This window comes from Bacteroides sp. HF-4919 (genome assembly GCF_018860125.1).
In genome coordinates this window covers 454,770-476,005 of record NZ_JAHKNF010000001.1, presented here as the reverse complement: position 1 = coordinate 476,005, position 21,236 = coordinate 454,770, and the positions used below count along the sequence as shown (strand labels likewise).

General features: G+C 48.8%; 21 protein-coding genes. 4 read left to right on the top strand and 17 right to left on the bottom strand.

The genetic code is table 11. The features are described 5' to 3' along the window. Positions 1–16: 16 nt before the first annotated feature. The 10 genes from traJ to KO473_RS02030 all read right to left on the bottom strand — a co-directional run bounded on the left by traJ (position 17) and on the right by KO473_RS02030 (position 7,939). On the bottom strand, positions 17–1,021 hold the full coding sequence (traJ, locus tag KO473_RS02075) for a conjugative transposon protein TraJ (RefSeq protein ID WP_005861668.1): 1,005 nt from the start codon (positions 1,019–1,021) through the stop codon (positions 17–19). A gap of 4 nt (positions 1,022–1,025) precedes the next feature. Further along, positions 1,026–1,655 carry a DUF4141 domain-containing protein gene (locus tag KO473_RS02070; RefSeq protein WP_002560978.1) on the bottom strand — a complete coding sequence of 210 codons (630 nt, stop codon included), beginning with the start codon at positions 1,653–1,655 and terminating at the stop codon, positions 1,026–1,028. A gap of 23 nt (positions 1,656–1,678) precedes the next feature. Further along, positions 1,679–2,059 carry a DUF3876 domain-containing protein gene (locus KO473_RS02065; RefSeq protein ID WP_005680594.1) on the bottom strand — a complete coding sequence of 127 codons (381 nt, stop codon included), beginning with the start codon at positions 2,057–2,059 and terminating at the stop codon, positions 1,679–1,681. A gap of 34 nt (positions 2,060–2,093) precedes the next feature. Further along, positions 2,094–4,610, bottom strand: coding sequence for a TraG family conjugative transposon ATPase (locus tag KO473_RS02060; protein WP_009292472.1), 2,517 nt, complete (start codon positions 4,608–4,610; stop codon positions 2,094–2,096). Further along, the gene (locus KO473_RS02055) at positions 4,607–4,939 is read right to left on the bottom strand and encodes a DUF4133 domain-containing protein (RefSeq protein WP_005816813.1); all 333 of its coding nucleotides are present in this window, start codon (positions 4,937–4,939) and stop codon (positions 4,607–4,609) included. The genes KO473_RS02060 and KO473_RS02055 overlap by 4 nt, the downstream gene beginning before the upstream one ends. A 10-nt stretch (positions 4,940–4,949) precedes the next feature. After that, the gene (locus KO473_RS02050; RefSeq protein WP_002560983.1) at positions 4,950–5,267 is read right to left on the bottom strand and encodes a DUF4134 domain-containing protein; all 318 of its coding nucleotides are present in this window, start codon (positions 5,265–5,267) and stop codon (positions 4,950–4,952) included. A gap of 201 nt (positions 5,268–5,468) precedes the next feature. Beyond that, positions 5,469–6,197, bottom strand: a complete 729-nt coding sequence (locus tag KO473_RS02045) for a hypothetical protein (RefSeq protein WP_005861672.1) — start codon at positions 6,195–6,197, stop codon at positions 5,469–5,471. A gap of 16 nt (positions 6,198–6,213) precedes the next feature. Continuing rightward, the gene (locus KO473_RS02040; RefSeq protein ID WP_009017933.1) at positions 6,214–6,567 is read right to left on the bottom strand and encodes a DUF3408 domain-containing protein; all 354 of its coding nucleotides are present in this window, start codon (positions 6,565–6,567) and stop codon (positions 6,214–6,216) included. A gap of 2 nt (positions 6,568–6,569) precedes the next feature. After that, a complete protein-coding gene (locus KO473_RS02035) occupies positions 6,570–7,010 on the bottom strand; it encodes a DUF3408 domain-containing protein (RefSeq protein ID WP_005861676.1) in 441 nt (146 codons plus the stop codon). 2 nt (positions 7,011–7,012) lie between these two features. Continuing rightward, positions 7,013–7,939 carry a ParA family protein gene (locus KO473_RS02030; RefSeq protein WP_229034768.1) on the bottom strand — a complete coding sequence of 309 codons (927 nt, stop codon included), beginning with the start codon at positions 7,937–7,939 and terminating at the stop codon, positions 7,013–7,015. Between KO473_RS02030 and KO473_RS23315 the strand changes: the two genes are divergently transcribed. The 4 genes from KO473_RS23315 to mobC all read left to right on the top strand — a co-directional run bounded on the left by KO473_RS23315 (position 7,938) and on the right by mobC (position 12,175). Continuing rightward, positions 7,938–8,102: a hypothetical protein gene (locus tag KO473_RS23315; protein ID WP_229034769.1), complete on the top strand. Its 165-nt coding sequence runs from the start codon at positions 7,938–7,940 to the stop codon at positions 8,100–8,102. The genes KO473_RS02030 and KO473_RS23315 overlap by 2 nt on opposite strands. A 381-nt stretch (positions 8,103–8,483) precedes the next feature. Beyond that, complete coding sequence (gene mobA, locus KO473_RS02025) at positions 8,484–8,912, top strand: conjugal transfer protein MobA (protein ID WP_004312006.1); 429 nt, start codon at positions 8,484–8,486, stop codon at positions 8,910–8,912. Continuing rightward, positions 8,891–10,138 carry a conjugal transfer protein MobB gene (gene mobB, locus KO473_RS02020; RefSeq protein WP_005861681.1) on the top strand — a complete coding sequence of 416 codons (1,248 nt, stop codon included), beginning with the start codon at positions 8,891–8,893 and terminating at the stop codon, positions 10,136–10,138. The genes mobA and mobB overlap by 22 nt, the downstream gene beginning before the upstream one ends. Positions 10,139–10,168: 30 nt before the next feature. Beyond that, the gene (gene mobC / locus KO473_RS02015; RefSeq protein WP_005861683.1) at positions 10,169–12,175 is read left to right on the top strand and encodes a conjugal transfer protein MobC; all 2,007 of its coding nucleotides are present in this window, start codon (positions 10,169–10,171) and stop codon (positions 12,173–12,175) included. 52 nt (positions 12,176–12,227) lie between these two features. Here mobC and KO473_RS02010 read toward each other — a convergent pair whose 3' ends face one another. The 7 genes from KO473_RS02010 to tet(Q) all read right to left on the bottom strand — a co-directional run bounded on the left by KO473_RS02010 (position 12,228) and on the right by tet(Q) (position 20,640). Continuing rightward, positions 12,228–12,983 (bottom strand): hypothetical protein, encoded by a 756-nt coding sequence (locus KO473_RS02010; protein WP_004293874.1) that lies wholly within the window; start codon positions 12,981–12,983, stop codon positions 12,228–12,230. Then, entirely contained in the window at positions 12,952–13,431 is a 480-nt protein-coding gene (locus KO473_RS02005; RefSeq protein ID WP_004293873.1) for a Panacea domain-containing protein, read from the bottom strand. The genes KO473_RS02010 and KO473_RS02005 overlap by 32 nt, the downstream gene beginning before the upstream one ends. Positions 13,432–13,534: 103 nt before the next feature. After that, positions 13,535–14,140: an RteC domain-containing protein gene (locus tag KO473_RS02000; protein WP_005861685.1), complete on the bottom strand. Its 606-nt coding sequence runs from the start codon at positions 14,138–14,140 to the stop codon at positions 13,535–13,537. A gap of 238 nt (positions 14,141–14,378) precedes the next feature. Continuing rightward, on the bottom strand, positions 14,379–14,801 hold the full coding sequence (locus KO473_RS01995) for a dihydrofolate reductase family protein (protein WP_005861687.1): 423 nt from the start codon (positions 14,799–14,801) through the stop codon (positions 14,379–14,381). Positions 14,802–15,081: 280 nt separating this feature from the next. Next, positions 15,082–16,404: a sigma-54 dependent transcriptional regulator gene (locus tag KO473_RS01990; protein WP_216035079.1), complete on the bottom strand. Its 1,323-nt coding sequence runs from the start codon at positions 16,402–16,404 to the stop codon at positions 15,082–15,084. Further along, positions 16,397–18,715, bottom strand: coding sequence for an ATP-binding protein (locus tag KO473_RS01985; protein ID WP_005861691.1), 2,319 nt, complete (start codon positions 18,713–18,715; stop codon positions 16,397–16,399). The genes KO473_RS01990 and KO473_RS01985 overlap by 8 nt, the downstream gene beginning before the upstream one ends. Further along, on the bottom strand, positions 18,715–20,640 hold the full coding sequence (gene tet(Q) / locus KO473_RS01980; protein ID WP_005861693.1) for a tetracycline resistance ribosomal protection protein Tet(Q): 1,926 nt from the start codon (positions 20,638–20,640) through the stop codon (positions 18,715–18,717). Before tet(Q) ends, KO473_RS01985 begins: the two co-directional genes overlap by 1 nt. Between the last annotated feature and the right edge of the window lie 596 nt (positions 20,641–21,236).

The following is a 21,236-nucleotide window of genomic DNA, read 5'->3' as shown; positions in this document are numbered from 1 at the left end:
TGATTCTACATGATTGTTATTTCAGCAATTTGCCGGCACGTCCCATCATATTGCCTGTCGCAGCTCCGGCAACACTGCCCGCCATTCCTCCGGCACGTCCCGCCATCTGGTTCACGTTGCGACCGTAACCGCCCATGCCTCCGGCTTGGATAATCCAGCCGGCAACGGTGGGAATGGTGAAGTAGCCGATGATGCCGATGCAGAGGAACACGATGTACACCCCGTCGCTCGAATCCAGCGAGAAGTTCGGGTCTGTCTGCATCCGCTCGATGTCGCTTTGCAGCATCAGCACCTGTATCTTCGCCAGTATGGTGCTGAACATGTCCGACACCGGCAGCCACAGATATACCTGTATGTAGCGGCATATCCACTGCGTGAGCGTGCTTTGGAAACCGTCCCACACCGATATGGCGAAGGCTATCGGACCGAGTATCGCCAGCACCACGAGGAAGAAGGTGCGGACGGTGTCTATCACGAGGGCGGCGGCTTGGAACAGCAGTTCCAGTATCTCGCGGAAGAAGTCGCGGATGCTCTTCTTCATGTTGTACATTCCCCGGTCGATATACATTCCCGCCATCGTCACCATGTCGGAGGGCGACCAGCCGAGTTCCTCCAGTTGCTTGTCAAATTCCTCGTTGGACACGAGGTAGGCGGTTTCGGGGTTGCGTACCATCGCCTCGTATTCCAGCTTGTCCTTCTGCTCCCGGTATCGGTTCATGTCCAGCGTTTCCGCCTCCAGCATCTTTGCCGTGCCCTGTACGACGGGTGAGAGGATGCTGTTTATCGTGCCCAGCACCACAGTCGGGAAGAACATGATGCACAGACCGATGGCAAAAGGGCGGAGCATCGGGAATACGTCTATCGGTTCGGCTCTCGCCAGCGACTGCCATACCCGGTAGGCGACGTAGAACAGCGCACCCAGCCCGGCGATGCCTTTCGCCACACCCGCCATGTCCCCACATAGCGGCATCATCTGCTCATAAAGTGAGCGTAAAATCTGATGAAGGTTATCGAACTCCATAGGCTTACCAGTATCTTTCGTTCATGTTCCCGTACAGCCCCATGATGCGGTCGAGGTCGTTCTTTTTCTTCGCACGCAGATAACTCACGGAGATGTTCTTGTTGGTGTAATAGCTCACAAGGTTGCGGTAACGCTTCATTTTGGAGTAGCAGCGTTCCACCACGTCCATGCGCTCCTTGTCGGTCATGGAGAGCGTGGTGATGTTCACCACATTCTTCAGTTCCGTCAACACTTCGTTGCTCTCTTCCAGCAGTTTCGTGTAACCGAAAGCGATTGCCGACAGCTCTTCTGGTCTGAAATTTCCATCACGGAGCATCCTTTGGAAACTGTTTACATAAATGTCGGTGATGTCGCCTACCATCAGGATGGTCTGCTGCACCTTGCGGGCGTCCTTGACGAGATTGTTCACCGATTTGAGGGCATCGTAATACTTTTTGCCCTGCTGATAGATTTTCACCGTTTCCTGAAAGTTGCTCACCATGTTCGTGGCGGTCTTGGAGGTATGGATGATGTTTTTGGAGGCATTGATGATACCCTGCGCCAGATTGCCCGGATCGCTTACGACCCACTGTGCGCTTGCCCTGCCTGCGAAAAGCAGGCACAGGCAGATAATCATTGTTATTCTTGTTCTCATGTTACTTTGGATTTTAGTGGTTGTTATTCTTCTGTCGGGTGTCCCGGCTGCGGTTTCACCCGCACATAGTCGCCGCCCGGCGAGAAGGTCAGCACGTCCGTGGCCTCGTTGTAGGACACGTCGATGCGGAAGCCGGTGTTCATGAACAGGTTGCCGTTCTCCTCCTGCAAGAGATAGGTTTCCGGTTTCAGCTTGCGGCGCAGACCGCTCCGGCGGAACACCGTCACCTTGTAGGCTTCGCCCTCCTTGTAGATAAGCACGTCGGGCTTCCCCTCCACGCTCTCCCAGTTCCCGCACAGCATATCACGGAGGTTGTCGGCCACGTCGCAGGATTGCAGCATCATGACCGCCAATCCGATCAGACACTTGCTGACTTGCAGCATTTTCACTTTCTGTAAACTCATACGCATTTTTCTTTTTTCGTTGATAAATTCATTTTTAATTGTTGGTTGTTTCCTTGTTTCTCCGCTTCTCGGCAAGTTGCCGGATGGCGGCTTCGATGTCGCCGCCCAACTTCTCCGCCAGACGGTAAACCTCCACTTTCTCCGTTTCCTCGGTGGTGTACGCCAGATACTCTTCTGCACTGACCTCGGTGGCATAGACCGCCGATTGTGTGCCACCCAAGCCTATCCACACCTCCTTGTAGAGCCGTGAAGGATTGTTCGCCATGTTGATGGAGAGTATCTGTCCCTTCTCCTTTTCCGTCAGTCCGAGCAACGCCTGTATTTGGTCGAACTTGTTCATATATTTCCTTTGGTCAAGCAGGATTTTACAATCCGAGTTGTTGATGATGCTCTCCTTGACCACGGGAGAGGAAATGATGTCGTCCACCTCCTGCGTCACCACGATTGCCTCGCCGTAATACTTTCTGACGGTCTTGTACATATAGCGCAGGTATTCAGCCATGTTCGCTGAAGAGAGAGCCTTCCAAGCCTCTTCCACAATAAGTTGTTTCCGTACCCCTTTCAGACGCCGCATCTTGTTGATGAAGGCTTCCATGATGATGATGGTCACGACGGGGAACAGTTCGCGGTTTTCCTTAATCGAATCTATCTCGAAGACAATGAACCGCTTGCCGAGCAGGTCGATGTTCTCCGTGGAGTTGAGCAGGAAGTCGTAGCGTCCGCCCCGGTAATACTGCCGCATGGTGGTGAGCATGTTGTCGATGTTGAAGTCGGACTTCTCCACCTTGATGTCACGCTCAGCCAGTTCCTTGCGGTAGTCGTCACGCATATACTCGTAGAAGGTGTTGAACGACGGCACGATGCTACGGTCAGATTGGATACGCTCAATATAGGCACTCACGGCACTGCCCAGTTCGCCGCTCTCCGTCTTCGTCACCTTGTCGTCCTCCGATTTCCAGAGCGTAAGAAGCAGGGTCTTGATGCTGTCCTTCTTCTCTACGTCGAAGATGTAGTCATCGGTGTAGAACGGGTTGAACGATATGGGCTTCTCTTCCGTGTAGGTGAAATACACGCCGTCCGCCCCGTCTGTCTTGCGCCGGATCATGCCGCACAAGCCCTGATAGGAGTTTCCCGTGTCCACCAGCACCACATGCGCGCCTTGCTCATAATATTGCCGCACCAAGTGGTTCATGAAGAACGACTTGCCGCTGCCCGAAGGACCCAGCACGAACTTGTTGCGGTTCGTGGTGATGCCCCGCTTCATCGGAAGGTCGCTGATGTCGAGGTGCAGCGGTTTCCCCGTGAGCCTGTCCACCATCTTGATGCCGAAGGGCGAGAGCGAAGAGCGGTAGTTGGTTTCCTCTGTGAACAGGCACACCGCCTGTTCGATGAAAGTGTGGAAACTCTCTTCCGCCGGGAAGTCCGCCGCATTGCCGGGTATCGCCGCCCAGTAGAGTGTCGGGCAGTCGATGGTGTTGTGGCGCGGCACGCATTCCATGCTTGCCAACTGGCTGCCCACGTCGTTCCTGATATGCTTCAGTTCCTCCGCATCGTCGCTCCACGCCATGACGTTGAAGTGTGCCCGTACCGAGGTCAGTCCGTAGGAATGGGCTTCGTTCAGGTACTGGTCTATCCACTCGCGGTTGATGCTGTTGCTCCTTGAATAGCGAGATAGTGACTGCATATTACGGGCGGACTTCTCGAACTTCTGCAAGGCTTCCTCGCTGTTGTCTATCAGCACATACTGGTTGTAGATATGGTTGCAGGAGAGCAGAAGCCCCACCGGGGAGGCGAATGACAGTCGGCAGTCACTCCGGTCAGTGGAGAGCTTCTCGTAACGGGTATCTGTCGCCACCTTGCCCGGCAGGTCTTCCGCATCGGAGAGGGTGTGCAGGCACAGGCGGTTGTCGCCGATGCGCATCTCCCTTGCCGAAAGTTCGATGTCCTGCAAGGTGATGTCACCTTCCGGCATGAGCGAGAAGTAGCGTTCTACCAGCCCCGCCTTACCCTCCGTCCCCACAATCTCGTCGGTGGAGAGGCGGCGCAACCTGACAAGCCCGCTGTCGTTCATGATACGCTCGAACTGTTCGCAGGCTTCCATGAACTTGGTCGTGGTTTCCCTGTCCAGCTCCTTCGGGATGATATGTCCCCGGCACAGCGTGCTGAAGTTGCTCTGCATCCGGTTACGCTCCTTTGTCGTCTTGGTCAGGTAAAGATAACAGGTGTGTTTCAGGTACGGACGCTCGTTGAAGTGACGCTCGAAGCTTCGTGAGAGGAAGCTCATGTCGTCCTTCTGAAGCTCCGGCTTGTAGCGTTCCTTGATGAACCAGTCCTGTTTGTGGACGACGGAGTAGTCCGGCAGCACCTTGATCGCCTTGCACCAGCAGCCGTGTATCGCCTCGTACTCCGCGCCCGTCACGGTGTAAAGCTCCGGCAGCTCCACCTCGAAAGCCACCGTGATGTCGGCGTCCTTTGAGATGATGCAGCCATGCTCCACCGCAAGAAGCGGGAACTTGTTTTCCAGTGTTGTCATTTTTGATGTATTCCTCATGTCGTTTCTTCCTTTCGTTGTCGTTTGAACAGACGGGTTATCCGCCGCCGGTTGATCAGGTATCGGGGATGGCTCCGTGCCGCTCCCAGTTTCATCAGCCCGTGTTCGCCGTACCGGGCGTTCAGCGCGAAGGTCTGCCATACAAGGAGGGAGGACGATGCCGCGCCAAAGCCGATACATACCCACTGGTCGATGCCGACCATGTAGAGGATGACGAACAGGACGAAGAGAGCCAGCAGACCTCCGCAGAAGATGAAGAGGTACTGTGCCTTCAAGCCCTTGAACTCTACCGGACGGCCGATACCCTTGTTGATTGGGTATTCAGCCATACATTATTTATTAAAGGAAGAATGAGCGCAGGATGGTGGCGGCAACAATCAGGAAGATGCACGCGCCGAACCACGAGGCGGCTGTCTTGCTGGTGTCGGGGTCGCCCGATGAAAACTTGCCGTACACTTTTACGCCCCCGATAAGCCCGACGACCGCACCGATGGCGTATATCAGTTTAGTTCCGGGGTCGAAATAAGAACTCACCATAGAGGTGGCTTCGTTGATGCCCGCGATGCCGTTTCCCTGTGCGAAAGCAGAGGCGGTTGCGGCGATGACAAGTGCCGCGGAGAGGATTGCTTTTCTGTTTTTCAAGATGTTCTTGTTCATAAACTGTTCTTGTTTTTTGCCGTCAAAAGGGTGGATGGTCCTTTGTCGGGCGGTTGATACTTTGTTTCTTTACTTTGGTTTTAGTGGATGCCCGTTTGTTTCCACGGACGTGGGCGTGTCCGTTGCGGATGGGGATGCGCCTTGCGTTTCCTCGCCGCGTGGGTTGATGTCATTCTTTCATGTTCATTTCTTTTATTGTTGTCATACATAGTTGCGAATGTCGAACTCCTCGATGTTGTCCGGCACGACGAACTCCTTTTCAGATTTCTTCAGCCGAATCTCGATAAGCCCCTTGATGCGGATGCCTATCTCCGAAGAGCCTTCCATCATTTTCTCGTACAACTCCGTGCCCTCCATGTCGGTGAACACCTTGGCCGCCTTTTCACGTTGCGCCTGCGTTGCATCCGGGTTCTTGGCGGTCTTGCAGGCGTCGTCGATCTCGTCAAAGCTGCTGCCCGAAGCCCGTGGCGTGTCCGAAGCGTCTTCATCCGGTTCGTCCTCCCCGTATCCCAGTTCCTCCGGCGGTATGCTCGTGAAGGTCTCATCGAGCTTTTCCTCCGGGACTTGCGCCGGGCGGGACGCGGTTTCCGTGTTTCCGTCGTCAAAAGTAGCCTCTTCCTCCGACAGCTCAATGCCTTTTTCCGAAGTGGCGGCTTCTTGCGCCGGTATGGCAGCGGTTGTCCGGGTGGATGCCATTTTGAAACGGCTCTTGCCGATGATGTCCCCCTTTGCCGTGGGAACTTCCTCATGTGCCGCTACGCTCTTTGGTCCATTCCTGTCCAACGACCGCCATAATCCGGCTATGCCCTTGAAGAAGCGGACAAGCCGCGTTTCCATGATGCGCTCGTAAAGGAGCAGGAACAGGAACCATAGGTTGCAGCCGACCGATACCGCCAGCAGAATGTCTGTCATACTGATTGTTTCATTCATATACTTCCGGTTTTAATTAGAATACTGAATTGTAATTCCGGGCGTAAAGGCTCTTTATGGCGTCCTCGCACTGGTTGAAGTGGTGCGTCAGCACATGGTCGATGTAGGCGGACAGCGTAAGCCGGTCATGCCCGATTACACGGGTGATGCGCATGATACGCTCGTGGTACTCCGGGCGCACATACGCCATCTTGCCCTCCCGCGCCTTTACTTCGGGGTCGCGGATAAACAGACGCTCATAGTCCTTCTCGCTGCATTTGCCGCTTACCGGGACGAGCGACAGTATTTCCACGCTCGCCTTCACTTGGGCAAGCATGCCTCCGCAGTCCTGCTGCGGTCTTTTTTCATTCGGTGTCATTTCTTTTTCCATTTTCAAATCAGATCTTCACGTTGTTTCTTGTACAGTTCGTTGATTCTCTCCTTGTGCTGTTCCAGATGCTGGCGCAGCACGGTATCCACATAGCCGCCCACGGAGATTTCCCCTCCGGCGATATCGTTCACTATTCTGAGGATTTTGCCGTGTACGTCGCGGCTGATATAGACGCACTGGCGGGTCTTTATCTCGTTGCGGCGCAGGAACAGCTCGTTATAGTCCTCGTCCTGCCTTTTCCGGCGACCGCCTTCCCTCTGCGTTCTCTCCCGTGCCACGGGCTGCGCGGGTGGCGGCTCCGGTACGGCGGTGTCATCTTCGGTCGGTGCGGTTGCGGGGACTTCCTGCGCCGGACGCAGTGTCCCGTCCTGAGTGCGCCGCCCAATGGATGCCAACAGCAGTTCCTCGTCGATGCCTTCCGTGTTCACTTTCCTGCTGCCCATGCTCACTGCGGTCTGATGATGTCGCTTATCTCTTCGGAAAACTCACGGATGCCGCTTCCTTTCAGCAGTGCCGTGTCCATCGGGAAGATAGTGGAGCGGAAAACGCTCCTGCGCTCTTCCGATAGGTCGCGGCGGAACTTCTTGCTGTCGGGCAGGCGGGTGGAAAGCACCGGAAAGCCCATTTCGGCTATCACTTCTTCGTAGATGCCGTACAGGTCGTTCCTCTCCCTGCCGTCCACCATCGTCCAGAACAGATAAAGCCCCTTTGTTTTCGCCTGCCCGGTCGTCATCAGCCTGTCGCGGAACATCGTGACGAATTTCAGGGTACTCTCCACGACGAAGCGATCGGCACTAAGGGGCGTGAAGATGTAGTCCATCTGCGATAGCGTCTTTATCACGCCGTTGCTCCGGAGTGTTCCCGGCATGTCGAAGAAAACCACGTCGGGCTTCATGACCTCGGCGGCGATCATCCTTTCCGCATCGTCGAGGGCGTTCACCGCGTTGCTCTTGATGACCGGATAGGCGTTCTTCTTTATCTTGCGGAAATGGTCGCACGCGAGAGCCTTGAAGTAGATGCTCCCGCCGATGAGTGCCGTCTCATGTTCGCGCAGACCGTGGATGCTGTGCTGCGGATCATCGCAGTCAACGACGGCGACATTGTAGCCCTTCACGTTGTGGAGGTAGCTGGCGGCGAGTGCCGTGACGGTGGATTTGCCAATGCCACCTTTCTGTGTTGCGAATGCAACGAAGATTTCTTTACTCATGGTTCTATTCAGTTTAATTGTTGATGATTTTATTTTCTGTTTACATGCGGATTGAATTACCGCATTATCCGTTTCCGTGAACAGGCACACGGGCGGGTCACCACGTATCCGGTTCTGCGGTGAAGCGGTGCGGCGGACAAGTGATGAATGACGACATTGCGTCATGAAGTCATTGAATCCATACGTCATCGGATTGTCGGACAACCGGGTTTCCGACGGTTCGGGTATCCGTTTCGGCAAGTGTCCGCCGAAGCGGTTGTCCGGGTATTTGAATGTTCCTTTCCTCATATCTTCAAACCGTTCGTTTCTTGAATCATGCTGCAAATAAACAAGTATATTTTTGAACCTGTATCACTTCTCCAGCAAGTGGCGGCATGTTGCGCCGGTTGGCAGCCATTGACCGGGTCAAGCATCTGTCCATTACCGCTTTAAGGGCGTAACTTTGCACCCGGACGGCAGGGTTCGCCGATGGCGTGCGGGCCGGAGTCCTGAAAGGTATTTTCCCAATCCGTCCCCTGACGGATTTTTATGTTCACCTGAACATAGCAAGATGTCTTTTCAGCCGCTCAAAATGATTTGAGCATCCCGGAAAAGCACTTGCCCTTGCAGGGGACGGGCTTTCCCTCCGAAGTCGGAAAGCCTTTCAGAACTGCGGTGCCGTGAACAGAAGCGGCGGCTTATGCCGTCAATCCGCTAAATCCAAAGTGATATGAAAGAGAAAAGGAAAAGCAAAGCAGGGAGAAATCCCAAACTTGATCCGGCGGTGTACCGGTACACCGTCCGTTTCAACGAGGAGGAACACAACCGTTTCCTCGCCATGTTCGGAAAATCGGGTGTCTATGCACGGTCGGTTTTCCTCAAAGCGCACTTCTTCGGGCAACCGTTCAAGGTGCTGAAGGTGGACAAGACGCTGGTGGACTACTACACCAAGCTGTCGGATTTTCACGCGCAGTTCCGCGCCGTGGGTACGAATTACAACCAAGTCGTGAAGGAATTGAGGCTGCATTTTTCCGAGAAAAAGGCGATGGCGTTGCTCTACAAGCTGGAGCAACACACCGTCGAACTCGTGAAACTGAGCCGTCAGATTGTGGAATTGTCGAGAGAAATGGAAGCAAAATGGTCGCAAAAATCAGTGTAGGAAACTCGTTGTACGGCGCGATTGCCTACAACGGGGAGAAGATTAACGAGGCGCAGGGGCGGCTTCTCACCACCAACCGCATCTACAATGACGGTTCGGGAACGGTGGACATAAGCAAGGCGATGGAGGGTTTCCACACCTTCCTGCCACCGCAGATGAAGGTCGAGAAGCCGGTGGTGCATATCTCACTCAACCCGCACCCGGAGGATGTGCTGACCGATATTGAGTTGCAGAATATCGCCCGCGAGTATCTGGAAAAACTCGGTTTCGGAAACCAGCCTTATCTTGTATTCAAGCACGAGGACATCGACCGCCACCACCTGCACATCGTGACGGTCAACGTGGACGAGAACGGTAAAAGGCTCAACCGGGATTTTCTCTACCGCCGCAGCGACCGTATTCGCAGGGAACTGGAACAGAAGTATGGATTGCATCCGGCAGAACGAAAAAATCAGGGATTGGATAACCCGTTGCGCAAGGTGGATGCATCGGCTGGCGATGTGAAAAAGCAGGTGGGCAACACCGTGAAGGCTCTGAACGGGCAGTACCGCTTCCAGACGATGGGCGAATACCGTGCGCTCCTTTCCTTATATAATATGACGGTGGAGGAAGCGAGGGGAAACGTGCGCGGACGGGAGTATCACGGGCTGGTCTATTCCGTCACGGACGACAGGGGTAACAAAGTTGGCAATCCGTTCAAGTCCTCGCTCTTCGGGAAGTCCGCAGGCTATGAAGCCGTGCAGAAGAAGTTTGTCCGTTCCAAATCGGAAATCAAGGACAGGAAACTGGCAGACATGACGAAACGCACCGTCCTTTCCGTGCTGCAAGGCACTTATGACAAGGACAGGTTTATTTCCCGGCTCAAAGAGAAGGGCATAGATACCGTGCTGCGCTACACAGAGGAAGGGCGCATCTATGGGGCTACCTTCATCGACCACCGCACGGGATGCGTGCTGAACGGTTCGCGCATGGGTAAGGAACTTTCGGCGAATGCCTTGCAGGAACACTTCACACTGCCATACGCCGGACAACCGCCTATACCGCTTTCCATCCCGGCGGATGTTGCGGACAAGGTATATGGGCAGACCGCATACGACCGTGAAGACATGTCGGGCGGTATGGGCTTGCTCACTCCCGAAGGTCCGGCGACCGATGCCGAGGAAGAGGCTTTCATCCGGGCAATGAAGCGCAAAAAGAAGAAAAAGCGCAAGGGCTTGGGTATGTAATCAGAGTATCAACAATTAAAAAATCAATGTATGTCACAAGAAGACGATTTGAGGGCATTGGCGAAAATCATGGATTTTCTGCGTGCCGTGAGTATCATTTTAGTGGTCATGAACGTGTACTGGTTCTGCTACGAAGCCATCAGGATGTGGGGCGTGAACATCGGCGTGGTGGACAAAATCCTTCTGAACTTCGACCGCACGGCGGGGTTGTTCCATTCCATACTGTACACGAAACTGTTTTCCGTCCTTTTGCTTGCCCTGTCCTGTCTGGGTACGAAAGGTGTCAAGGGTGAGAAAATCACTTGGGGGAGAATCTGGACAGCATTTGCCGTCGGGTTCGTGCTGTTTTTCCTGAACTGGTGGTTGCTGCCCCTGCCGCTGCCGCTTGAAGCGGTGACGGGACTATATGTCCTTACCATTGGAACGGGCTATGTCTGCCTGCTGATGGGAGGTCTGTGGATGAGCCGTCTGTTGAAACACAATTTGATGGAGGATGTTTTCAACAACGAGAACGAGAGTTTCATGCAGGAAACGAGGCTTATCGAAAGCGAGTATTCGGTCAATCTGCCGACACGTTTCTATTACAGGAAACGCTGGAACAACGGCTGGATCAATGTGGTTAATCCCTTCCGTGCGTCCATCGTGTTGGGTACGCCGGGCAGCGGCAAGTCATACGCCGTTGTAAACAATTTTATCAAGCAACAGATTGAAAAGGGATTTTCGATGTATGTATATGACTTCAAATTCAGCGACTTGTCCACTATTGCCTATAACCATTTGCTGAACCACCCGGAGGGCTACAAGGTGAAACCGAAATTCTATGTAATCAACTTCGACGACCCGCGCCGTTCACACCGTTGCAATCCCATTCACCCGGATTTCATGGAGGATATTACGGACGCTTACGAGAGTGCCTACACGATAATGCTCAACCTCAATAAAACGTGGGTGCAAAAGCAGGGCGACTTCTTCGTGGAGTCTCCTATCATTCTGTTTGCCAGCATTATCTGGTATCTCAAAATCTATCAGAACGGGAAGTATTGCACTTTTCCTCATGCCATCGAGTTTCTGAACCGCCGTTACGAGGATATATTTCCGATACTGACCTCTTACCCGGAGCTGGAGAACTACCTTTCACCATTCATGGACGCTTGGCTCGGAGGGGCTGCGGAGCAGCTCATGGGGCAGATAGCGTCGGCGAAAATTCCGCTTTCAAGGATGATTTCACCGCAGCTCTATTGGGTGATGTCGGACAGCGAGTTTACGCTGGACATCAACAATCCCGAAGAGCCGAAAATCCTATGCGTGGGCAACAATCCCGACCGCCAGAACATCTACGGGGCGGCACTCGGATTGTACAACTCCCGCATCGTGAAACTCATCAACAAGAAGGGGATGCTGAAGTCGTCGGTCATCATTGACGAGCTGCCCACGATATACTTCAAAGGGCTGGACAATCTTATAGCTACCGCCCGAAGCAACAAGGTTGCCGTGTGTCTGGGTTTTCAGGATTTCAGCCAGTTGGTGCGAGACTACGGGGACAAGGAGGCGAAGGTGGTGATGAACACTGTCGGCAATATCTTTTCCGGGCAGGTGGTAGGCGAAACGGCAAAGACACTATCGGAACGGTTCGGTAAGGTGTTGCAGAAACGGCAGTCCATCTCCATCAACCGGCAGGACGTGTCCACCTCCATCAACACGCAGATGGACGCGCTCATCCCGCCGAGCAAGATTTCCGGTCTTACGCAGGGTATGTTTGTCGGTTCTGTGTCCGACAACTTCAACGAGCGCATCGAGCAGAAGATTTTCCACTGCGAGATTGTGGTGGATGCCGAAAAGGTCAAACGGGAGGAAAGTGCCTACAAGAAAATTCCTGTCATTACCGATTTCACGGACGAGGACGGCAACGACCACATGAAGGAAACGGTGCAGGCGAACTACCGGCGCATCAAGGAAGAGGTGAAGCAGATTGTGCAGGATGAACTGGAGCGCATCGCAGGCGATGACAACCTGAAGCATTTGTTGCAGCAGAAGTAAATAAAAAAATGAAGAAAGGCTTACCATAAACCTTTCTTCATTTTTTTAGAACTTAAGCATTATCCATACTTACTAAGATTCCGTTTTCCAAAATTTTTTGCAATGGAATTTTCTTTAAGATTTCTTGATAAGTGCTATAGAAGTCATTATCAAGTCCTATATAAACAATATTGTCATGTAATTCTTCTATAACACTAATATGTGAATGCAATTTGCACTTTTTATCAGAACAATCTGATACGATACTTTTAATTCGTTCCAACTTATTTAATAAATCATCATATTGAGATAACCCTTTTGTAGTTGGTTGTATTTGATAATTAGTTTTCTTTGCCGGTTGTATATTATGTTCAGGATCTAATAATACTATGTGAAATATAGAAGAATCCCGATCAAAATAACCTACAATACGCCCCGTACTTTTTGTTATCGAAAATTGCATTATTGGAAAATCTGTCTCATTGTCCAATATTTCTTTTGGTAGCCAATCTAAATCTTTTCGTTGAATAGGAATGTTTTTAGCACTCCAATCTATTGGATGACATCTTAATGCAATACTACCTCTATTTTCTTCTAATACTTCTTGCGGTGTCATAGTACCCAAAGCACCTAATCGTTCAAGAAGCCCAATATGCCATCCCTTAGAACACTCTCCAATCTGAAAATTAGGTATCTGCTTAAAGTAAGAGAAGGAAAAAGTTATCTTCCTTCTCTTTAACTCATTTTCTTGTTCTTTGGTAACTAATGATTTGTTTCCGTATTTAGGAGAATCTGAATTAAGATTTAATAGTTTCCCATTTTTTCCCATAATACTCAATCATTAGTTCTGGAGTAATAACCTTGTCACAACGCTCATTTACATTTAAATCTCCACGTGTTTCAATCCAAGGCATCTCATTGTGGGACAATCGTTCTAATTCAGCACCGCTATATTTAAGATAATTCTCCAATATAAAGTCAATAAATTCAGCGTCTTCTGATGATAAACTCACATTGTGATTCATGCAATCATCAATATTGATTTCTGAATAGAGATATTTTGTAGAATTAAATCGATTGTAGATTTCTCGATTTACCGGACCATGAATCCATGCTTCAAACTCGCCGTCAAACATAGGTTTTTTATTGATACCATAAGACCATGCTTGAACATAATACAATAACTTCTGCAACTTTAAATTTATTAAAGACGCAAATCTATCTTCCGATTTTACTCGTAAGATAATGTAGTCTGTTATATCGTGTATTGAGTTCATCTGAATTATGACTATATCAATTTCAATGCAAAGTTAATATCTTTTTCTAATATAACAAAATAATGAATTGAATTGATGTGATTTATTCTAATGAATTTGTTTTTTATCTCCTCATACGATCCAACTCATCATCGCGCAGCATCCTCTCGTTCAATTTCTCCTGCATTCTGTCAAGGAAGTAGGTGCGGCTTTCGTTCTTCCGGCGTTTGATGTCGGTGTAGAAACGGTAGCAGTCCTTCGACTCAACCCCGAATATCTTGTAAAGGAGCGGGGCAAGCTGTTTGAGCGGCATGTTGCCGTTGTTGATGCAGCCCATCTCGTCGATGCCGTAGATAAGTTCCACGAGGTCGATGGCATTGCCCGTCCATTGCAGGAGGCTGGCGGTGGTTTCTGTTGCGTTATTGGCGGATATTAGTGGTGGCACTTGGGGCGTGGCAAGGAATTTCTGCATCTTTCTTACGAAAGACAGAGCCTTGCTGACGTAGGCGGCAATCTCTCTTTTTTCTTCTGACAGATTACGCACGGGATGGTGCTGCAACTCGATTTCGATGTAGGCAAGCGCGATGACGGTAAGGTTCATGTCCATGCCGCCGTTGCACAGTTCGATCACTTGGGTGGCGAAAGCCGTGTATGCCGTTTCCATATTGCAGTCGCCGGCTTCGTTTATCAGGCGGAAAAAGTCGGTTTCCGCCAACAAGAAATAATTCATGGTTCTGTCAATTTTGAAAATTACACTTTGTTTTCTGCGTGCGCACATAAATATAATTGGCAAAAAGCGCGGCAGAAAATATTAAATCCAACACTCAATTTTACAAGGTGCTGGATTTCAAAGGCATAAAATTCAATATTTTTTCACAAGGACAAATTATCTCCGACTTAAATTGTTTGTAATCAGAACATTTATTCTATTCCTGAAAATAGAAATGTATGCTTGCCGCACATTTTGGCTATCTTGCTTTTTTATCAAGGATATAGATAATGCGACATACACCGTTGGAATAGCTTTTCAAGGAGGAAAGCGTCCAGTGTTGCTCCGGCAGAGCCGATTTGAAAAAATGCCGTCCTGTTCCCGCGATGAAAGGAACGGTGTATAGTATGATTTCGTCCACAGCGTGCATACGCAGCAGTCCGTTGATATAGTCCGACGTGTCTGGTGTGGCTTCCGCGAGGTAACGAATGTTTGTACCGTCTTTCCGCCATTCGTGCAGCATTGAAATGGAATAGTCCGGTGTGACATGGTAAAGGGCTTTCTCCCTGATTTCATCAAGACCGCAACGGTCAAGGCACAAATCCTGATGTGCTTTATCATATAACTCTGAAGAAAGACATCCGTCCATCGTCAGTACGGCGAGAATCTGAACTTTACCCATAATCGTTTCCTTTCGTTAGGCAAGGGTAAAAAAAGTAGCGTGCAATTCACACTACCTTCAAGCGATGGCTCTGGTAAAGCCTTTACGGAGAGTACGTGAATGCACGCTATGCATAAGCATAGCATAAGCATCACGCAATCGTCTCCGTAGTTCCAATTTACCAGATTTTCGCTTGAAACGCCTTGCGGTCTTATCCTATATGTTGGCGGCAAAAAGCTCCTGCCAATCGCCGTTTTTCTCAAATGTTATGCAAAGATAGCCAAATTCAGTGAATTACGGGCTATGATTGCTTGAATTTATATTTAAGTCCATACTCTTCAAGTTTGCTGTATAGTGTTGTTCTGCCTATTCCGAGCAGTTCTGCGGCGACACTCCGGTTGCCGTTTGCCTGTTTCAACGCCCGTAATATCCGTTCCTTATCCTCCACGTCATTGCGCAGGGCGAAACTGACGTGTGAGGTAGGTTTGATTACGGCAAGCTCCAGATGTTCTTTCGTCGCCACACCTTCCTGCGCTTGCAATACAGCTCCCATTATCTTTTGCCGAGGTTCCCGCACGTTGCCCGGCCATGCGTGTGTCAGCAACGCTTTACGTGCTTCGGAACTGAAACCGCTCACATTGCATTCCAATTCCTTGTTGGCTATCTCGCGGAAGAACTCCGCCAACGGCAAGATGTCCTCCTGACAGTCACGCAAGGGCGGAACGGTTATCCCGAAGTCATGCAGACGGTAAAACAGATCCTGCCGGAAACGCTTTTCACTCACTGCCGCCTCCAGATCCTCATTGGTGGCGGCGATGATGCGAACATTGAAACTTCTGTCCGATTTGTCACCGATCGGGCGATACCGCCTCTCTTGTATGGCACGGAGTAACATCTGTTGGGTTTCTAACGCAAGGTTGCCCACCTCGTCCAGAAACAGCGTGCCGCCTTCCGCTTCATAGAAATACCCTTTCTTGGTACTATCCGCACCCGTGAACGCGCCCTTGACGTGTCCGAAGAAAGCTGATGGTGCAAGCTCTTTAGTGAGTGAACCGCAGTCCACCGCCACGAATGGCTTGCCTGCCCGTTTACTTTTGTCGTGCAGGTGGTGGGCAATATGTTCTTTACCTGTTCCGTTCTCTCCGAATATCATCACGCTCATATCGGTAGCGGCTACCAGCCTTATACGGTGCATGATTTTCTGAAAGGCGGAACCTTCACGGGCAAACACGGGCATACGGCGTTGTCCCGCCTGTCGTTCTTTCTGTATGGAACGGAGAAGAGGGACCAGTTTATCCTCCACAAGCTGTTTGGGGATATAGTCTATCGAACCGAGCTTCATGCTTTCCACTGCGGTATGCACTTCGGCATAGTCGGTCATGATAATGAAGGGTTGCATCTTTCCCTCCTTTCGCATCCAGCGCAAAAGGTCTATACCGTTACCGTCAGGCAGACGCAGGTCGGCAACCACGATGTCATTATCCGTTGCCTGTTGCAGATGTTTCTTCGCGGTTGAGAGATGGTAAGCCTTCATAGTGTGGTAGCCCTCCCGTGACAGCATATTGCAGACATATTCGCAATACACAATGTTGTCTTCCACCACAATTATTTTTGTCTTATCCATCTTCGTATTTTCTCCTTTCCTTTTCTGCCAACCGGATTATTTCCGCTCCTTTTTCCAACACGGCAGTCACAGCACGGCTTAACGCTTCACCATCCGGGAGTGTATCGCCATGAAGCAATCCGTAAAGTTCCCTTAGCGGTTGGTCGGCACGTAGTACTTCCCACGAGCTGCGCAGGTGGTGTGTAAGAGAATCCAGCTTTTGCAGGTCTTTCTCTATTGCCGCATCCTGTACCGCCTGCATCTCTTTTTCAGTTTCCGTCATCAACTTATCCAGCATGACGGCTTCATTGCCGTAAGACAGCAAGGCTGAAAAATCAGGTTCTCCGTCCGGTGTCGCTTTTATGGCACATTTGTCGGAAACTTCCATCAGTTCCGATATGGAGAACGGCTTGAACAGGCATCCGGCAAAGCCTTTTGCCAATAGTTCCCCTTTGTTACAACTGCCCGAAGCGGTTGCCACAACCACCGGGATTGTTGGTGAATTGCCCACGTTGGACGAACGCAACAGTTCCAGCAATTCGAAACCGTTTATACCGGGCATATTCAAGTCTGTCAGCAACAGGCTGTATTCTTTCTGGCGTATCATTTCCATCAGTGCCGCAGCATCGGTGCAAGTGTCGCAGTGTATTCCTTCTTGGGAATACATCTCTTTCAGCATCAGAAGTAATACCTCATCATTGTCAATAGCGACAACATCATGGAATTTATTGTTATGATAAACAGGTGTATCGCTTGTATATCCAAGCTGTTCTTCAGCTTCCTGCATAGAAATTTCAACTGTGAAACGACTGCCTTTCCCTTTCTTGCTGTCCAAACGGATTGTTCCGCCAAGCATCGACACAATATTACGCATTATGGCAAGCCCAAGCCCGAAACCCTCCTTTGCGGCGGCATTTGATAGACGTTCAAACGCACCGAACGCTTGTTTCTGTTCCTCTTCTGTCATGCCTGTACCTGTATCTTCAACGACCAGTGTCAGAACTCCATTATCATATTCAGTAATCAAAGAAACACCGCCTTCTTCTGTGAACTTGACAGCGTTTGACAGCAGGTTATTCCCGATTTGTATTATTCGCTCTTTGTCGGTCAATACAATGGCATCGTGTCCAGTCTTCACGGACAAGGACAGCCCTTTGTTCACGGCAACAGGCATGAACTCCGTTTCAAGTGTGTGCGTGATTGCAGAAATCCGGCAGGGTGACAGACGGGGCTGTTCCTTGCCGTTGTCCAGGCGGAAGAAGTCAAGCAAAGTGTTGAGCATATCCCGCATACGGTCGGAGGATTGCAGTATATTTTGGATATATTGCCCATTATTACCGCTATTGCATTCTTTCCGCAAAAGTTCGGTATAGCCGGTTATTGCCGTCAGTGGTGTACGCAACTCATGGGTAATAGTATGTACCGCTTTCTTTCGGGAGGTTATGAGTACCTCATTTTGTTGCATGGACTGTTCCAATTGCTCGATCAAATCCGTTGTCTTGCGTTTGTATCGTTTAATGTTCTTTGCATCACGGTGTATGATGATATAGGAAATGACCAACAGCAAAAGAACAAATCCCATCAAGCCGCCTATCTGCATAAATGATTTTTTACGCATGGCTGTTATCTCGCTTTCTCTATTTTGTAAATCAGATTGTACCTTCTTTTCGATTTGGCAAATCAATCCTTGCAGTTGTCTGTTAAGTTCTGCATTACGGGCAGCAAGACTATCGGCTTGTTCTGACAATCGACGGCTCTGCGCTTTCTGTTCGTTGACCATGTTTCTATTGGATGAACGGAGCGTAGTCGTTGTTGTCGTTGGCTTCGTTCCCTCTTTTTTGCCGAAGATGCTCAAGAAACCTTTTCGTTTTGGCTTTTTGGACTGTTCCTGCACACTTTTCTGCACAATAACCGGAATTTGATTGGCTATCTTCTTGTTAATAGATTGTTGTTCATCCATTAACCGGACTATCTGGAACATCTGTCGTTCCTTATCCTCTAAAAGACTGCGCACACTATCGATGCGCTCTGCTGGATAGGTGACCTTGAAACGGCAGAGCATACTGTCCATTGCCATACGCCGTGCATGGTAATGCTCGATATCTTTATCGTTCCATTCCAGTATCGTTTCACCCAATAGAGAAAATTTTATCATTTGAATATTGATATTGTTTATTTCTTTTCGGAGCTCGTCTATTTTTTTATTGCCAAGTTCTAATGCTTCTATCTCCTGCCATTCATAGAGGCTATTATATGCCATACATCCGATAAGAATGGAGATAAGTATATATCCCAACCGTATTGCCTTATAGAAATTTCCTGACCGCTCCATTATTTTGATGACATTGTTTTTTGAAACATGAATAAAAGTTTATCGTTTTCGTTCATGCGGATATTATCAGAATAACCGCCTTTTGTTATTTGATACCCGCATGGCTTAACCATAAAAATGCCTAAGCCCTTAGTGTATGAACTTATTTCTGAGGCATAGTCTTTACTTGTATTTAATGGAACTTTCCCTTTAATATGACACCACTCATTATTGCAACTGATGTCTTCAATCTCAGACATCATTTTTTGCAAATCTGTAATAGCTTTGGAACTTGCCTCCTGGGGTATCTGCAACTCAAAATATAGCATCGGTTCGAGAATGTCCACACCTGACTGTTGCAAAGCCAGCCTGAAGACATAAGGGGTCAGCTGCCTGAAATCAGCAGGTGTACTTACCGGGCTATAATATTCGGCTTGAGTAAAAGTCACTTTCAGATCTGTCACTTCCCATCCATGTAATCCTGATTGGCAAGACATACGGATTCCTTCAAAAACGGCATTTTGAAAAGAATGGTTCAGATAACCATAGGAGATGTCACTTTCGATCTGCAACCCTGTCCCTAACGGCAAGGGTTCAAGAGTCAGCCCTATTGTGGCCCAATAAGGGTTGGGTGGCACTTCGATCTGAATAATCTTATTGACCTTTTTTACAGGTCGTTCTTTGTAGATAGTCTTGATCTCATCAAAATGGATCTTGACGGAAAACCGTTCTTCCAGCAATGTCTGTATGATTTCCTTTTGGGTCAAACCATATAACGAGATTTCCAATTCATCGCTATATGAGTTTATGGAAAAGGACAAAGACGGGTCTTCAATCCACAATGTATTCAGAGCGGATATAACCTTGCTCCTCTCTTCGGGCTTGTCTGGCCGGACGGAGGATTTGAGAGCGGGATGCTGATGAGATAATCCTTGAATCAAACAAGGCTCAGCACCTAAATAATCTCCGATTCGAAAATCTTCCATATCCTCTACAATCGCGATATCATTGGCACCCACTTCATCAACATTTATCTCTCTGCCCTGATAAATAGTTTTCAGATTTTTAATCTTGATGGATTTTTCCGAATCGTTGATTCTTACAACGTCTCTAAGTCTCAGACTTCCGTCAATTATTTTTAGAAAACTTCTTTTATGTCCTTTGGGGTCATGCTCTATCTTATAGAGATAAGCTGAAAGTCTGTCTGAGACTGATGCCGGAGGAAGTATAAAAGAAGTGATGGCGTCCATCAACTCATTGATGCCGATATTGAACATTGCTGATCCATGTAGCACCGGATAGACTTTGGCTTTTGCCACAAGAGCGATTATCGTATTCCAATAATCAGTCGGTGGAATTTCGCTATCCGCCAAATATCGTTCCAATATGTTGTCGTCATGGTCGCATACAAATTCTTTGTATTCTTCCTTTATATATGTTTGGGAGCAAACTGGATAAACCGATCCATCGACAACAGTTTGCATACACAGGACATCTTGCGACAGATTTGTTTTTATATCCAGATACAAACGCTCCAAATTCACACCGGCACGGTCAATCTTATTGATAAATATAATTGTCGGGATTTGCAGCTTCTGTAAAGTATTGAACAGCAACTTTGTCTGCGCTTGTATGCCTTCCTTTGCGGATAAGATGAGGACTGCTCCATCAAGCATTTTGAATGTCCGCTCCACTTCCGCAATAAAATCCATGTGTCCCGGAGTGTCAATGATATTGCATTTCACCCCGTTCCAGATAATAGATGTCGTAGAAGCCCGGACAGTAATTCCTCTACGTTTCTCTATATCCATAGAGTCTGTTATGGTGTCACCATTATCCACACGGCCGCACTTTTCCGTTGCTCCACTGGCAAACAGCAGATTCTCGGTTACGGAAGTTTTTCCTGCATCAATGTGAGCAAGAATTCCTAAATTTATAATATTCATTTGGATTAAGCAATAATATACTACATTAGATGCGTTGTCGAAACGCACCTTTTAATACCTCCTCGTAGCATGTGAGAACTACAGGATTACTAACTCGTATTAATATGTATATTATTACTGCCGCATAACGATTACAAAATTACACAAAAAAATATATCTAACAAAAGTGGGAGGATTTTTTAACTTTTTACCATAGACATTTTATTAGGGAAGCGTAGGTTCAACTGGTAAGTACAAATAAGTAGAAATGTTTGAACAACACCGTTTTAGGAAGTTGAAAAATCAAGTTTCTCTCTCGGTATAGCGTTTATTTTGGCCAATATCTTCTTTAGTTTGGCATTTGAGTATTTCCCATTCGTGTTCTATTTAGCTCCTTTTATGAGTATGTAGCAAGTTGCTTATCAAATTCAGCCTCTTTGAGGGTCAAATATGGTTTTGCAAATGGTGACTGACAAGACATAAACAAGGTCAGCAGGAATTTTTTACATAAATGGACATGAATGTATATAACCTAAAATAAGAATAAATTTTAATAAGGGCTGCCCAAAAAGAAAAAATGCAGTTACCATCCTACAGATACTTGCAGAGAGGATAAA